Here is a 14,570-nt window from a genome sequence, read left to right as displayed (position 1 = left end):
CCGGTCCGTCAGGGTGCCGGGGTCAGCGCTTCATCGGGCGTGGCGGCGCCGCCGGCCGCCGGGTCGGGCGTCGCCGAGTCCGAGGGGGTCGGGGTCGGCGTGCCGCACGGGTCGCCGGTGGGCGTGTCCGTCGGGGTGTCCGTCGGCGTGGGCGTGGCGGTGTCGCTCGGCGTGGGCGTCGGCGACTCGGTGGGGCAACCGGGCGTCGTCGGCGGGTCGGTGGGCGGGTCCGTGGGTGTCCCGGTCGGCGGCGTCGACGGGTCGGTCGGCGGCGTGGAGGGCTCGCCCGTGCCGGTCGTCGGCGGGGTCGTCGGAGGCGTGGACGGCCCGCCGGTCGTCGGCGGCGTCGACGGCGGGGTGCCGGGCACGGCCGGCGGCTGGCTCACCGTGGGCCCCGGCAGGCCGGGCGCGGTGGGCGGCGCGGTCGGAGTGCCGGTCGGCGAGATGGGATTGCCGCTGTTGACGGGCGTGGGCGGGCTGTCGGGCACCGACACGGCGCCGCCCTGCACGAAGTGCTCGTACCAGGACCTCACCAGGGCCAGGTAGGCCTGCGAGTGGTTGTAGCCGAGGATCGCCCGGTCCATCTCCTTCGGCACCGCCAGGTCGCGGCCGTCGGCGCACAGGTAGTGGGCGGCGGCGAGCGCGGCGTCGAAGACGTTGTTCGGGTTGTCGACCCCGTCGCCGTTGCCGTCCGCGCCCCAGTGCTCCCACGTCGAGGGGATGAACTGCATGGGGCCGACCGCCCGGTCGTGCACCGCGTCGCCGTCGTAGCGGCCGCCGTCGGTGTCGCTGATGTTCGCGAAGCCGTCGCCGTTGAGGACCGGCCCGAGGATCGGGGTGTACGTGGTGCCGTTCGCGTCGACCGCGCCGTGGCGGGCCTGTCCCGACTCCACCTGCCCGATGGCGGCCAGCAGTTGCCACGGCAGGTGGCAGCCGGGGTCGCTCTGGGCGACGGACGCCTCGGCGCGCTGGTACGCGGCGAGCACGGTGGCGGGCAGTCCGCCGCTGCTGCCCGGCACGGTGGCCCCGGGGCTGCCGGGGGTGGCCGACGGGGAGGCGAGCGGCGGTCCTGTCGGGGTGTTGAGCGGCGGCAGGTCGGTGATGTACGGCGAACCGCCGTCTATGGCCGCTCCCGGCGGGGGCGCCACCGCCGGCGCGGTCTCGTGCTGCTCGGCGGCGGCGTGGGCCACCGGCAGGAAGCCCGGTGCCTGCGACGCGCTGAGCGCCGCCATCGCCGCCGCGGCCACCGCGGTGCCCGCCGCTCCCCTGCGTAGCCTCCGGCCATAACGCCGCGCTGCCATAGAGCGGTCCCCTCCCAGTGCCCGAACGCGCCGTTTCCGGCGCCACAACTCGGTCGACCCTACGGCAACTTGGACCACGTGACCACCGCGCCGACACGCTCAAAATATGCGCAAACGGGCAGTCTCCGCTTGTCACCGCGCAGCGTTTCCCCGCAGGTCATCCGCGCGTCGACAGCCCGTGCTCCGGCCGCGGCCGGATCACGGACCGGCGCCGTACGGGCAGCATGCGGTGCCCGTACGGCAGGGCGGCGTGCCCTCGCGAACGCCCCGCGCCACCGCGTCTTCCGGCCACCGGCCGGCGGCGGCGCCGCGGTCAGTGCGCGGCCGACTCCCAGTCCGCGCCGTCACCCACCGACACGTCCAGCGGCGCCCGCAGCGGATACGCCCCGGCCATCTCGCGGCGCACCAGCGCCTCGACGGTCTTCCGCTCGCCGGGGGCCACTTCGAGCACGATCTCGTCATGCACCTGGAGCAGCATCCGGGACGCCAGGCCCTCCTTGGCCATCGCCTCGTCCACCCGCAGCATCGCGATCTTCACGATGTCGGCCGCGGAGCCCTGGATCGGTGCGTTCAGCGCCATCCGCTCGGCCATCTCGCGGCGCTGCCGGTTGTCGCTGTTGAGGTCGGGCAGATAGCGGCGGCGGCCGAGCAGCGTCTCGGTGTAGCCGGTGGCGCGGGCCTCCTCCACCACCCGGTGCAGATAGTCCCGCACCCCGCCGAACCGCTCGAAGTACGTCTCCATCAGCACCCGCGCCTCGGCCGCCTCGATCCCCAGCTGCTGGGACAGCCCGAAGGCCGACAGACCGTACGCCAGGCCGTACGACATCGCCTTGATCTTGCGGCGCATCTCCGCGTCGACCGCGTCCCTGCCCACCCCGAAGACCTGCGAGCCGACCGTGGTGTGCAGGTCCTCGCCCGTGGTGAAGGCCGCGATCAGGCCTTCGTCCTCGGACAGATGGGCCATCACCCGCAGCTCGATCTGGCTGTAGTCGGCGGTCAGCAGCGAGTCGTACCCCTCCCCGACGACGAAGCCGCGGCGGATCGCCCGGCCCTCGTCGGTGCGGACCGGTACGTTCTGCAGATTCGGGTCGGTGGACGACAGCCGGCCGGTCGCGGCCACGATCTGGCTGAAGGTGGTGTGGATCCGCCCGTCCGGGGCGATCGTCTTGACCAGGCCCTCCACGGTGACCCGCAGCTTGGCCTGCTCCCGGTGCCGCAGCATGATCACCGGCAGCTCGTGGTCGGTCTGGGCGGCCAGCCACGCCAGCGCGTCGGCGTCCGTCGTGTAACCGGTCTTGGTCTTCTTGGTCTTGGGCAGCGCCAGCTCGCCGAACAGCACCTCCTGGAGCTGCTTGGGCGAGCCCAGGTTGAACTCGTGGCCCACCGAGGAGTGCGCCTCGCCCACCGCATGCTGCACCGCGGCGGCGAACTGCTGCTCCAGGCCCTCCAGATGGGCCCGGTCCGCGGCGATCCCGGCCCGCTCCATGCGGGCCAGCAGCGCCGAGGTGGGCAGCTCCACGTCATGCAGCAGCTCGGCCGCGCCGACCTCGGGCAGCCGCTCGGTGAAGACCTCGCCGAGGTCGAGTACGGTCCGCGCCTGGACCATCAGCGCGCCGGCGGCGGCCGCGCCCTCGTCCGCGCTCTCCTCGCCGAAGGCCAGCTGCCCGCTGCCGGAGTCCACCGGCGCCAGCTCGCGGCCCAGATACTCCACCGACAGCACGTCGAGCGCGAAGGAGCGGCGGCCCGGCTTGATCAGATACGCCGCCAGCGCGGTGTCCATCGAGACGCCGGCGACCGACCAGCCGTGCTCGGCGAAGACCCGGGCGACATTCTTCGTGTTGTGCAGCACCTTGGGGAGCTCGGGGTCGGCGAGCCATTCGGCGAAGGCCCGCTCGTCGGCCTCGTCGAGCTGGGCCGGGTCGAACCAGGCGGCGTCCTCCGCGGAGGCCAGCGCGATCTGGGTGACGCTCCCGGCGCCCAGCGCCCAGGTGTCCACGCTGGCGAGGCCCAGCGGCGCCCCGCTGTGCGCGGCCAGCCAGTCAGGCAGGTCGCCGGCCGCGAGCACCGTGCCCTCGACGGCGACGCCCTCGGCGACCTCGACCACTTCCTCCTCGGCGCCGGGGTCGGCGGCGAACAGCCGCTCCCGGAAGTTGGCATTGCGGAATTCCAGCACGTCGAGCACCCCGACCAGGGTCTCCCGGTCGTACGGCACCCGCGCCAGGCCTTCGGGGGTCAGCGGCAGCGCCACGTCCCGCACCATCTCGGTCAGCCGCCGGTTGAGCTTGACCGCGTCCAGGTGGGCCCGCAGATTCTCGCCCACCTTGCCCTTGACCTCGTCGACCCGCTCGACCAGGTCGGCGAACGACCCGAACTGGGTGATCCACTTGGCCGCGGTCTTCTCCCCCACGCCGGGAATGCCGGGCAGATTGTCCGACGGGTCGCCGCGCAGCGCCGCGAAGTCCGGATACTGCCGCGGGGTCAGGCCGTACTTCTCCTCGACCTTCTCCGGGGTGTAACGCGTCAGCTCGGAGACGCCCTTGGTCGGGTACAGCACGGTGACATGGTCGCTGACCAGCTGGAACGCATCCCGGTCGCCGGTGACGATCAGGACGTCGTACCCCAGCTCCTCGGCCTGGGTGGCGAGCGTGGCGATGATGTCGTCCGCCTCGTAGCCGTCGACGGCGAAGCGGTTGACGCCCATCGCGTCCAGCAGCTCGCCGATCAGCTCCACCTGGCTGCGGAATTCGTCGGGCGTCTTGGAGCGCGTCGCCTTGTACTCCGGATACTCGTCGAAGCGCCAGGTCTTGCGCGAGACGTCGAAGGCGACCGCCAGATGCGTCGGCTGCTCGTCACGCAAGGTATTCGACAGCATGGACGTGAAGCCGTAGATCGCGTTCGTCGGCTGGCCCGTGGCGGTGCTGAAATTCTCCACGGGCAGCGCGTAGAACGCCCGGTACGCCAGCGAGTGCCCGTCCAGGAGCATCAGCCGGGGGCGGTCGGTCGTCGTCTTCGATGCGTTCTTTGCCACACAGCGATCCTCCCACGCCCCACTGACAGCTATATCGCGCCGGCTCGCCTCCGGGCGCTTTCGACCCGGTGTCGACGCGCCCTTCGGCTCGCCGGCTACCGGCTTCCGGCCGGCACCCGACGCCCCGGCTCCCACGGTCGGGGGGAGGGCGATAATGGCGCCCATGGCAAAGAAGCCGCCCGTAGGGGACCCCGTACAGGACGCACCGCGTGTCAGCGCGCCGAAGCGGGCTGCCGCCGGGCTGCCGGCGGTCGGGCACAGCGTGAAGGCGGCCGGCGCGCAGATGGGGGCCGGGCGGGCGGCGCTGACACTGCTCAAGGTCAACCAGAAGAGCGGTTTCGACTGCCCCGGGTGCGCGTGGCCCGAGCCGGAGCACCGGCACACGTTCGAATTCTGCGAGAACGGCGCCAAGGCCGTCGCCGAGGAGGCGACGCTGCGCCGGGTCACCCCGGACTTCTTCGCCGAGCACCCGGTCGCCGACCTGGCCCGCCGCAGCGGCTACTGGCTGGGCCAGCAGGGCAGGATCACCCAGCCGATGTACCTGGCCGAGGGCGCCGAGCGCTACGAGGCGGTGCCCTGGGAGCGGGCCTTCGAGCTGGTCGCCGACGAGCTGCACGCCCTCGGCGGCCCCGACGAGGCGGTCTTCTACACCTCGGGCCGCACCAGCAACGAGGCCGCCTTCCTCTTCCAGCTCTTCGCCCGGGAGTTCGGCACCAACAACCTGCCGGACTGCTCCAACATGTGCCACGAGTCGTCGGGCTCCGCGCTGACCGAGACGCTGGGCGTCGGCAAGGGCAGCGTGCTGCTCGACGACCTCTACCAGGCCGAGCTGATCATCGTGGCCGGGCAGAATCCGGGCACCAACCACCCACGGATGCTCTCGGCGCTGGAGAAGGCCAAGCGCGGCGGCGCGACGATCGTCACCGTCAACCCGCTGCCCGAAGCGGGCCTGGAGCGCTTCCGCAACCCGCAGAACGCCGCGGGGCTGGTCGGCGCCGGCACCGTGCTGACCGACCTGTTCCTGCCGGTGCGGCTCGGCGGCGACCAGGCGCTCTTCCGTGCGCTGGGCCGGCTGCTCATCGAGGCGGACGCCCTGGACCGGGACTTCATCGCCGAGCACACCCACGGCTTCGCCGGCTACGAGGCCGCGGCCCTCGCCGCGGACTGGGACGAGGTGCTGCGCGCCACCGGCCTGGAGCGCGCCGACATCGACAGGCTGTTCGAGCTGGTGCGCGGGGCGAAGAGCACCGTGGTGTGCTGGGCGATGGGCCTGACCCAGCACAAGCACGCGGTGCCCACCATCCGCGAGGTCGTCAACTTCCTGCTGCTGCGCGGCAATGTGGGCCGCCCCGGCGCCGGGGTGTGCCCGGTGCGCGGGCACAGCAATGTGCAGGGCGACCGCACGATGGGCATATTCGAGCGGCCCGCCCCGGCCTTCCTCGACGCCCTGCGCGCGGAGTTCGGCTTCGAGCCGCCCCGCGAGCACGGTTTCGACGTCGTCAGGGCGATACGCGCGCTGCGTGACGGCGACGCGAAGGTCTTCTTCGCGATGGGCGGCAACTTCGTGGCCGCCTCCCCCGACACCGCGGTGACGGAGGCCGCGATGCGCCGGGCGCGGCTGACCGTCCACGTGTCGACCAAGCTGAACCGCTCGCACGTGGTGACCGGCGCCCGCGCGCTGATCCTGCCGACGCTGGGGCGTACCGAGAAGGACCGGCAGGCGGGCGGCGAGCAGTTCGTCAGTGTCGAGGACTCCATGGGCATGGTGCACGCCTCGCACGGCGGCCTGGCGCCCGCCTCCCCGCACCTGCTGTCCGAGCCGGCCATCGTCTCCCGGCTGGCCCGAGCGGTCTTCGCGGACCGCAGCAAGGTGCCGTGGGCGGACTTCGAGGCGGACTACGACCTGATACGGGACCGCATCTCGCGGGTCGTGCCGGGCTTCGACGACTTCAACGCCAAGGTGCGCCGCCCCGGCGGCTTCACCCTGCCGCACGGCCCGCGCGACTCGCGCACCTTCCCCACCGCCACCGGCAAGGCCAACTTCACCGCCTCGCCGCTGGAATACCCGAAGGTGCCCGAGGGCCGGCTGCTGCTGCAGACGCTCCGCTCGCACGACCAGTACAACACCACGATCTACGGCCTGGACGACCGCTACCGCGGCATAAAGGGCGGCCGCCGGGTGGTCCTGGTGCACCCGGACGACGCGGCCGCAGCGGGCCTGGGCGACGGCGACCTCGCCGACCTGGTCGGCGAGTGGACCGACGGCGGCGAGCGGCGGGCCGAGGGTTTCCGGGTGGTGCACTACCCCACCCCGAGGGGCTGCGCCGCGTCCTACTTCCCGGAGACGAACGTGCTGGTCCCGCTGGACCACACCGCGGACACCAGCAACACCCCCGCCTCGAAGTCGGTCGTCATCCGGCTGGAACGGGCGGACCCCACGCACCGCTGATCCGGCCGGTGCGGTAGAAAGCCGGTAGAAAGCTGTCCGGTACACCGAACACCGCAGCGACCGAGGCCGATCGGAGCCGACCGTATGGGCGAGCAGACCGTCACCCGATTCCCGCAGGAGATCCTGGAGCAGTACGCCGGGCTCGGCATCGATCTGCAGGCGCTCTTCTCCGCCGGCCATCTCGGTGAGCGGATGGGCATCCGCATCCTGGAGGCCTCCCCCGACCGGGTGCTCGGCACGATGCCCGTCGAGGGCAACACGCAGCCTTACGGACTGCTGCACGGCGGCGCCTCGGCCGTACTGGCGGAGACCCTGGGCTCGGTCGGCGCGATGCTGCACGGCGGCCCCGGCAAGATCGCGGTCGGCGTCGACCTCAATGCCACGCACCACCGCGGTATGCGCTCGGGCCTGGTCACCGGCACCGCCACTCCGGTGCACCGCGGCCGCTCGTCGGCCACCTACGAGGTCGTGATCACCGACGACGCCTCGGGCAAGCGGGTCTGCACCGCCCGCCTCACCTGCATGCTGCGGCCCGCCGCTCCCGCGGCGACCGCCTGACCTGCGAGCTGGAGTACCCCGGGTGGGATTCGAACCCACGCTGGATGCTGTTTGAGAGCACTGCCTCTTCCGCTGGGCTACCGGGGCCTTCTCGAAGGAGGCCTTCGGCAGGCCTCCGTGGTCCAACCTTAGCGGAGCTAGGTAGGCTCTAGAAGCAGCACCCCGCCTGAAACGAGGAGCACCGTGAGCGCCCCCGACGAGTCCGCCGCTCAGCACGAGACGCAGCCCGACGAGAAGCCGGAGCAGTCCGCGCAGTCCGAGCAGTCACACGTACCTCCACTGACCACCCGGGTCGTCATCGCCGAGGACGAGGCGCTGATCCGGCTGGACCTGAAAGAGATGCTGGAGGAAGAGGGCTACTCCGTCGTCGGAGAGGCCGGGGACGGCGAGACGGCGGTGAAGCTCGCCGAGGAGCACCGTCCCGACCTGGTGATCCTCGACGTGAAGATGCCGGTGCTCGACGGGATCTCGGCGGCCGAGCGCATCGCCGGCGAGAAGCTGGCGCCGGTGCTGATGCTGACCGCGTTCTCGCAGCGGGAGCTGGTGGAGCGGGCCAGGGACGCCGGGGCGATGGCGTATCTGGTGAAGCCCTTCAGCAAGAGCGACGTGGTGCCGGCCATCGAGATGGCGGTGAGCCGCTTCCAGGAGCTGCGGGCGCTGGAGGCGGAGATCGCGGACCTGTCGCTGCGGCTGGAGACCCGCAAGCTGGTGGACCGCGCGAAGAGCGTGCTGCAGACGAAGTACGGCCTGACGGAGCCGGCGGCCTTCCGCTGGATCCAGAAGACGTCGATGGACCGGCGGATGTCGATGCAGGCGGTCGCGCAGGCCGTGATCGAAGAGGTCACGGACAAGTAGTCCCGGCATGCGTGAGGGGCCGCACCCGGTGCCGGGTGCGGCCCCTCACGCGTGGGTCGGGGGCTCAGTCCTCGCCGAGGTAGGTCTTGCGGACGCCCTCGTCGTGCAGCAGGTCCTGGCCGGTGCCGGAGATCTTGATGGAGCCGACCTCCATCACATGGGCGTGGTCGGCGAGCGAGAGCGCCGCCTGGGCGTTCTGCTCGACCAGCAGGATCGTGGTGCCCTGGCTCTTGAGCTCCACGATGGTGGCCATGATCTTCTGCATCATGATCGGCGACAGGCCCATCGAGGGCTCGTCGAGCATGAGCAGTTTCGGCTGGCACATCAGCGCGCGGCCCATGGCGAGCATCTGCTGCTCGCCGCCCGACAGGGTGCCCGCGGCCTGCCGCCGGCGCTCGCCGAGGATCGGGAAGAGCTCGTAGGCGCGCGCGATGTCCTTGGCGATGCCGGCGGAGTCCTTGCGCAGATACGCGCCGAGCTGAAGGTTCTGCTCGATGGTCAGCCGGGGGAAGATGTGCCGGCCCTCGGGCGAGTGGGCCAGGCCGAGGGAGACGATCTTGTGCGCGGGCACCCTGCTGAGCTGCCTGCCGTCGAAGACGATCCGGCCGCCGGTGGGCTTGAGCAGGCCGCTGAGGGTGCGCAGGGTGGTGGTCTTGCCGGCGCCGTTGGTGCCGATCAGGGTGACCACCTGGCCGGCCTCGACGGAGAAGGAGATGCCCTTGACGGCCTCGATCTTGCCGTACGCGACGCGCAGGTTCTCCACTTCGAGCAGTGCGGTCATCGGTCGTTCTCCTGCTCACCGGTCGTCGTCGGCCCGTCCCCGGGTGTGCCTTCGAAGGGCTCGCCGAGGTAGGCGGCGATGACCCGTTCGTCCTGCTGTACGACCTCGGAGGTGCCCTCGACCAGCTTCTCGCCCTGGACGAGGACGGCGACCCGGTCGCACAGGTTGAAGATGAACCGCATGTCGTGCTCGATGACCAGGACGGCGACGCCCTGGTCGCGTACCGCGAAGACCAGTTCCTCGGTCGCCCTGGTCTCCTGCGGGTTCATGCCCGCGGTGGGTTCGTCGAGCAGCAGCAGTCCTGGCTCGCTGGCCAGCGCCCTGGCGATCTCCAGCTTGCGCTGCTCGCCGTAGGGCAGGTTGCGGGCCAGGTGGTCGGCCTTGGCCGCCAGGCCGGTGAATTCCAGCAGTTCCATCGCCTTGGCCCGCGAGGCGGCCTCCGCCCGGTGGTAGCCGGGGCCGCGGATGAGCGCGGACAGCAGGCCTTCGCGGGTGCGGGTGTGCCGGCCGACCAGCACGTTCTCCAGCACGGTCATGTTGGCGAACAGCCGGATGTTCTGGAAGGTGCGGGCGATGCCGGCCTTGGTGACCAGGTGCGGTTTGGGCGGCAGCACGGTGCCCTGGTAGCTGACGGTGCCCTCGGTGGGGACGTACAGGCCGGTGAGGCAGTTGAAGAAGGTGGTCTTGCCCGCGCCGTTGGGGCCGATCAGGCCGACGATCTCGCCGGTGTTGACGGTGAGGTCGACGTCGCGGACGGCGGTGAGGCCGCCGAACCGCATGATGACGCCGCTGGCCTGGAGCAGCGGGCCGGCGTCGGGGGCCTGCTCCGGGGTGGGCTGGTGCGGAATGGTGGTGGTCATGGTGTCCTCACGCCCCTGCCGTGCCGGCGGGGACGGTGTCGTCGCCGAGGGTGCGTTTGCCCGGCGCGGTGGCCTCGTCCTCGTGGAATTCCAGCTGCCGGCGGCGGTTGGCGATGATGCCCTCGGGGCGGAAGCGCATGATCAGGACCAGCGCGATGCCGAAGGCGAACAGTTCGTACTTGGCGAGGAAGTCGAGCTTCTCCGGGATCACGTAGAGCAGTGCCGCACCGAGGATCGGGCCGCTGACCGTGCCCATGCCGCCGAGGACGACGGCCGCGAGCAGGAAGGCGGAGTTCGGGGGTACGGAGCCGGAGAAGACGTACGGGTCGGGCACGACGCTGTTGGTGACGTGGGCGCTGACCGTGCCGGCGAGGCCGGCCAGTGAGGCGCCGAGCGCGAAGGCGACCAGCTTGACCCGGAAGCCGTTGATGCCCATGGCGGTGGCCGCGGTCTCGTCCTCCCGGATGGCGATCCAGGAGCGGCCGATCCGCGAGTCGGACGCCCGGGTGAAGACGAGCACCACGATCACGGTGATGACCAGCATCAGCAGGTAGTAGTTGGCGAACCGGCCGAGGGTGAAGGAGCCGATGGCGTGCTGCTCGCCGAGGTTGTACCCGAAGATCGACAGGTCGGGGATCTGCGCGATGCCGTTGGGGCCGTTGGTGACCTTGGGGCCGCTGTCCCCGTCGAGGTTCCGCACGACGATCCGGAAGATCTCACCGAAGCCGAGGGTGACGATGGCCAGGTAGTCGCCGCGCAGCCGCAGGGTCGGGGCGCCGATCAGGACGCCGAAGACCAGGGCGGCGGCGGCGCCGGTCAGGGCCGCGGCCCAGAAGGGGAACTGGACGCCGGACCAGATCGAGTACTGGGAGCCGGAGACCAGGGCGGCGGTGTAGGCGCCGACGCCGAGGAAGGCGACGTAGCCGAGGTCGAGCAGGCCGGTCAGGCCGACGACGATGTTCAGGCCGAGCGCGACGGTGCCGACGATGAGGACGCTGACGCCGAGGTTGGCCCAGTGCTCGTTGTTCTGCGCGAAGGGGTAGGCGATGGCCGCCAGCAGGCCGACGCTGGAGGAGAAGACCCGGTTCTCCCTGGTGAGCTGCTGGAACTGGCGCAGCAGGCCCGACGCGCCGAGGCCCCAGAAGCCGAAGGACACGACGATCATGTAGCCGAGGAAGATGTCGCTGTAGGTGGTCGCCAGGCCGTAGGTGAGGATCTTCAGGCCGGCGGCGAAGACCACGACGATGGCCAGCCGCTGCAGCCACACGTTGAGCCGGCGCGGGTCGGGGACCGTGGTGTCGCTGTGGCTGAAGCGCAGTTCGCGCAGCCGGCGGTAGGCGGCGGCGACCGGTGCGACGCCGCCGAGGGAGCCGAGTTCGATGTATTCGGCGTCCTCCTCCTCGCGCGGGTGCCGGTCGATCGGCAGGGCGAGGGCGCCGGCGAGGAGCACCAGGCTGCCGATCGCGGCGACGAAGGCACCGGGGTCGAGGTTGGCCAGGCCGCCGAGCTTGGCGGCGATGTCGATCACCGTGTACCAGGTGGTGCCCAGCACACCGAGGGCCAGCAGCAGCACCGAGTTGTTCGAGCGGCTGGGGTTGAGCCAGCCGAGGCCCTTGACCCGGAAGGCGCCGAGCGCGATGACGCCGGTGATGACGGCGCCGATCAGCGTCATGATCTGGAGGCCGCCGGGATACCCGCTGACGGTGAGGTCGCCGGGGAAGTCGGTGGTGTACGTCCAGGACATGAAGGTCGAGGCGATCGAGGCGACCACGCCGGCCAGGGTCACCAGCCGCGCCGTGTTGAGCGGCAGCGGGATGTAACGCTCGGTCCTGCGCGCGCCGGGCGGGGTGACGGTCATGGCCGCCGCGTCGGTGGAGAGGTCGGTCATCGCGATCACGCCCTGTCCGCTACGCGCTCGCCCAGCAGGCCCTGCGGCCTGACCAGCAGGACGATGATGAGCAGCACGAAGGCCCAGACGGTGTTCCAGCTGCCGCCGCCGAGCTGTTCCATGCCGGGGATGTTGGAGATGTACGCCGACGCGCACGATTCGGCGATGCCGAGGACGAGCCCGCCGAGCATGGCGCCGTAGATGTTGCCGATGCCGCCGAGCACGGCGGCGGTGAACGCCTTCAGACCGGCCTGGAAGCCGATGTCGTACTTGATCTGGCCGTATTTCAGGCCGGAGGCGAGGCCCGCGACGGCGGCGAAGAAGCCGCCGATGGCGAAGGCGATCACGATGATGCGGTTGGTGTCGATACCCATGAGCTGCGCCGTGTCCGGGTCCTGCGCGGTGGCCTGCATGGCGCGGCCGGTGCGGGAGGTGCGGACGAAGGCGGCGAGCGCGGCCATGCAGACCACGGCGGCGACGACCAGGAAGATGTCACCGCTCTGGATGTCCACGGACCCGACGTGGAAGGGGCCGCCGGGCAGCTGCGGGAAGGGCTTGCCGCTGGTGGCGTTGGGATACCACAGGAAGACTGCCTGCTGCAGTGCGAGCGAGAGGCCGATGGCGGTGATCAGCGGTGCCAGCCGCGGTGCGTTGCGCAGCGGCCGGTAGGCGAGTCTTTCGGCGCCGACCGCGATGAGCACGGACACGAGGGCGCCGCCGGCCAGCATGAGGGGCAGGGCGGCCCAGATGGACATGCTGTCCGGGAGATTCGTGTAGACCGCGAGGGCGCCGAAGGCGCCGGTCATGTAGATCTCGCCATGGGCGAAGTTGATGAGCTGGACGATGCCGTACACCATCGTGTAGCCGATGGCGATGAGCCCGTACATCGAGCCGATGAACAGCCCGTTGGCCAGCTGTTGCGGCAGGGTGTGCACCGCATGGCCTCCATGTCGCTGGGAGCAGGTGGGGAGCGGGGACGGTGGTGCGGCGCCCCTGAGGGGGACACGCGGGGGGGTGCGGCGGGCCGCGCGGCCGGAGGTCGTCCGGCCGCGCGGCCCAGGGTGCTGCGAGGTCAGCCGGTGTAGGTGCCGGACTTGACGGCGACCCACTTGGCGGACTTGACCTGGTAGACGGTCAGCTGCTTGTTGGTGGTGTCACCGAACTCGTCGAAGGAGACGTGGCCGGCGACGCCGTCGAGGTCGGTCTTCTGGACGGCGTCGATGAGCGCCTTGCGGGCGTCGGGCATCGCGGGCAGCTTGCCGCCGTTGGCGTCCATGACGACCTTGACCGCCTTGATGATCGCGGTGGTGGCGTCGTAGGTGTAGCCGCCGTAGGTGCCGTAGTCGCCCGGGTAGCCCTTGGACTTGTACGTGTTGATGAAGTCGGTGGCCGTCTGCAGGGTGCTGACGGGGACGCCGACCGAGGTGACCAGGTCGCCTTCCGCGGCGGCACCCGCGGTCTTGATGTACGTGTCGGAGTACATGCCGTCGCCGCCCATCAGCGGGATCTTGACGCCGGCCGCCTTGAGCTGCTTGGTGATCAGTTCGGACTCGTCGTACTGGCCGCCGTAGTAGACCAGGTCGGCGTGCGAGTTCTTGATCTTGGTGACCAGCGTGGAGTAGTCCGTGTCACCGGTGTTGACGTGGTCGGTGCCGGCGATCTTGCCGCCGAGGCTGTTGAACTTCTGCTTGAAGATGGCCGCGAGGCCGGCGCCGTAGGTCTGCTTGTCGTCGACGACGAAGGCGCTCTTCTTCTTCAGGGTGTTGAACGCGTAGTCACCGGCGAAGCCGCCCTGGTTGGCGTCGGTGGTGGCGGTGCGGAAGTAGGTCGGGAACGGCCGGACCTTCTTGCCGGTGGCCCAGTCCTTGCCCTGGGTCAGCGCCGGGTTGGTGTTGGCCGGCGAGATTTCCACCATGTTGGCGGTCGCGAAGACCTGCTGCATCGACACGGCGACGCTGGAGTTCAGCGGGCCGATCGCGGCGATGACGCTGTCGTCCGAGGTGAAGGCGGTGGCGTTCTGCTGGCCGGTGGCCGGCTGCGCCTTGTCGTCCTTCGGCGCGATCTTGAAGGTGACACCGGGAACCAGGTTCTTGGTGTTCGCGTCGTCGACCGCGATCTGGGCGCCGTACTGGAGCCCGAGGCCGGTGGCCGAGTTCGGACCGGTCAGGGGGGCGTCGACGCCGATCACCACGGTGACGTTCTTCGCGGCACTGGTGGCGCTGCCGCCTGATCCGCCGGTGCTGCCACCCTTGTCGCCGTCGTCGCTGCGTGAGCCGCAAGCGGTGAGAGTAAGGGCTCCTGTGGTGAGTACGGAGGTCAGAATCAGCAAGGAACGGTGTCGCACGGTCAGTCCTTTCCCCTGGCGCGGCCGTCTCTGATGAGAGGCCGAGTCGCGCGCTGGAACCCGAACTGACAAATCCGGTGGCGCGGTGACTGGCCGTGACTCTAGGCCCGGTTCGGGGGGTGAGGCAGAGGTGCGGGGAAGAGTGTGACTGTCTTGTTATGCCAAACGGAAACTCTTGAGCTTCTCTTGAGATTGAGCACGGCTTATGGGTACATTGCTCCCCTGTCCGGATGCTGAGAACCCGCACTTCCGGTGCCGCGTAGCCGACTTGTCGCCGGTCACCGTCCTGATCCGGCCCGAACCCGGCGGATCGGGGCGGTCGGAATATCGGCGGACGCCCGGGGTAGGGGCCACTGGTGCCCCGAACGGGTTTCCCTATTGCGTACGTGTTACGCAGCGTTAATTGCTGTCGAAAGACATTTCCCGGGGTGACCGAAAGACGGCGCCCCCGGCGGCTGTTGCCGTCGGGGGCGCGGTGAAGTCAGGACCGTTGTCGCGGTGACGCA

At 70.6% G+C, this 14,570-nt stretch carries 10 protein-coding genes and 1 tRNA gene; 3 read left to right on the top strand and 8 right to left on the bottom strand.

All coding sequences use genetic code 11. From position 1 onward, the window contains the following. Positions 1–8: 8 nt before the first annotated feature. Positions 9–1,301: a lytic transglycosylase domain-containing protein gene (locus OG900_30680; GenBank protein ID WUH94060.1), complete on the bottom strand. Its 1,293-nt coding sequence runs from the start codon at positions 1,299–1,301 to the stop codon at positions 9–11. A gap of 313 nt (positions 1,302–1,614) precedes the next feature. Beyond that, positions 1,615–4,329, bottom strand: a complete 2,715-nt coding sequence (polA, locus tag OG900_30675; GenBank protein WUH94059.1) for a DNA polymerase I — start codon at positions 4,327–4,329, stop codon at positions 1,615–1,617. A gap of 163 nt (positions 4,330–4,492) precedes the next feature. Here polA and OG900_30670 point away from each other — a divergent pair, with 163 nt between their 5' ends. Then, entirely contained in the window at positions 4,493–6,778 is a 2,286-nt protein-coding gene (locus tag OG900_30670; protein ID WUH94058.1) for an FdhF/YdeP family oxidoreductase, read from the top strand. 84 nt (positions 6,779–6,862) lie between these two features. Then, entirely contained in the window at positions 6,863–7,336 is a 474-nt protein-coding gene (locus OG900_30665; GenBank protein ID WUH94057.1) for a hotdog fold thioesterase, read from the top strand. Between the two features lie 14 nt (positions 7,337–7,350). On the opposite strand, the gene OG900_30660 is transcribed toward OG900_30665, so the two are convergent. Continuing rightward, positions 7,351–7,423 (bottom strand) — tRNA-Leu (locus OG900_30660). Between the two features lie 192 nt (positions 7,424–7,615). On the opposite strand from OG900_30660, the gene OG900_30655 reads away from it, so the two are divergent. Then, complete coding sequence (locus OG900_30655) at positions 7,616–8,191, top strand: response regulator (protein WUH95993.1); 576 nt, start codon at positions 7,616–7,618, stop codon at positions 8,189–8,191. A gap of 64 nt (positions 8,192–8,255) precedes the next feature. Here the strand turns inward: OG900_30655 and OG900_30650 are convergent, their stop codons facing one another. The 5 genes from OG900_30650 to OG900_30630 all read right to left on the bottom strand — a co-directional run bounded on the left by OG900_30650 (position 8,256) and on the right by OG900_30630 (position 14,064). After that, positions 8,256–8,972, bottom strand: a complete 717-nt coding sequence (locus tag OG900_30650; GenBank protein WUH94056.1) for an ABC transporter ATP-binding protein — start codon at positions 8,970–8,972, stop codon at positions 8,256–8,258. Then, positions 8,969–9,832 (bottom strand): ABC transporter ATP-binding protein, encoded by an 864-nt coding sequence (locus OG900_30645; GenBank protein ID WUH94055.1) that lies wholly within the window; start codon positions 9,830–9,832, stop codon positions 8,969–8,971. The genes OG900_30650 and OG900_30645 overlap by 4 nt, the downstream gene beginning before the upstream one ends. 7 nt (positions 9,833–9,839) lie before the next feature. Beyond that, positions 9,840–11,690 carry a branched-chain amino acid ABC transporter permease gene (locus OG900_30640; protein ID WUH95992.1) on the bottom strand — a complete coding sequence of 617 codons (1,851 nt, stop codon included), beginning with the start codon at positions 11,688–11,690 and terminating at the stop codon, positions 9,840–9,842. A gap of 35 nt (positions 11,691–11,725) precedes the next feature. Continuing rightward, a complete protein-coding gene (locus tag OG900_30635) occupies positions 11,726–12,655 on the bottom strand; it encodes a branched-chain amino acid ABC transporter permease (protein WUH94054.1) in 930 nt (309 codons plus the stop codon). Positions 12,656–12,792: 137 nt separating this feature from the next. Then, positions 12,793–14,064 (bottom strand): branched-chain amino acid ABC transporter substrate-binding protein, encoded by a 1,272-nt coding sequence (locus OG900_30630; protein ID WUH94053.1) that lies wholly within the window; start codon positions 14,062–14,064, stop codon positions 12,793–12,795. Between the last annotated feature and the right edge of the window lie 506 nt (positions 14,065–14,570).

This window comes from Streptomyces sp. NBC_00433 (assembly GCA_036015235.1).
GTDB lineage: Bacteria > Actinomycetota > Actinomycetes > Streptomycetales > Streptomycetaceae > Actinacidiphila.
Note: the sequence above shows the minus strand (reverse complement) of the source record. Positions and strands in the feature narration are given on the sequence as shown.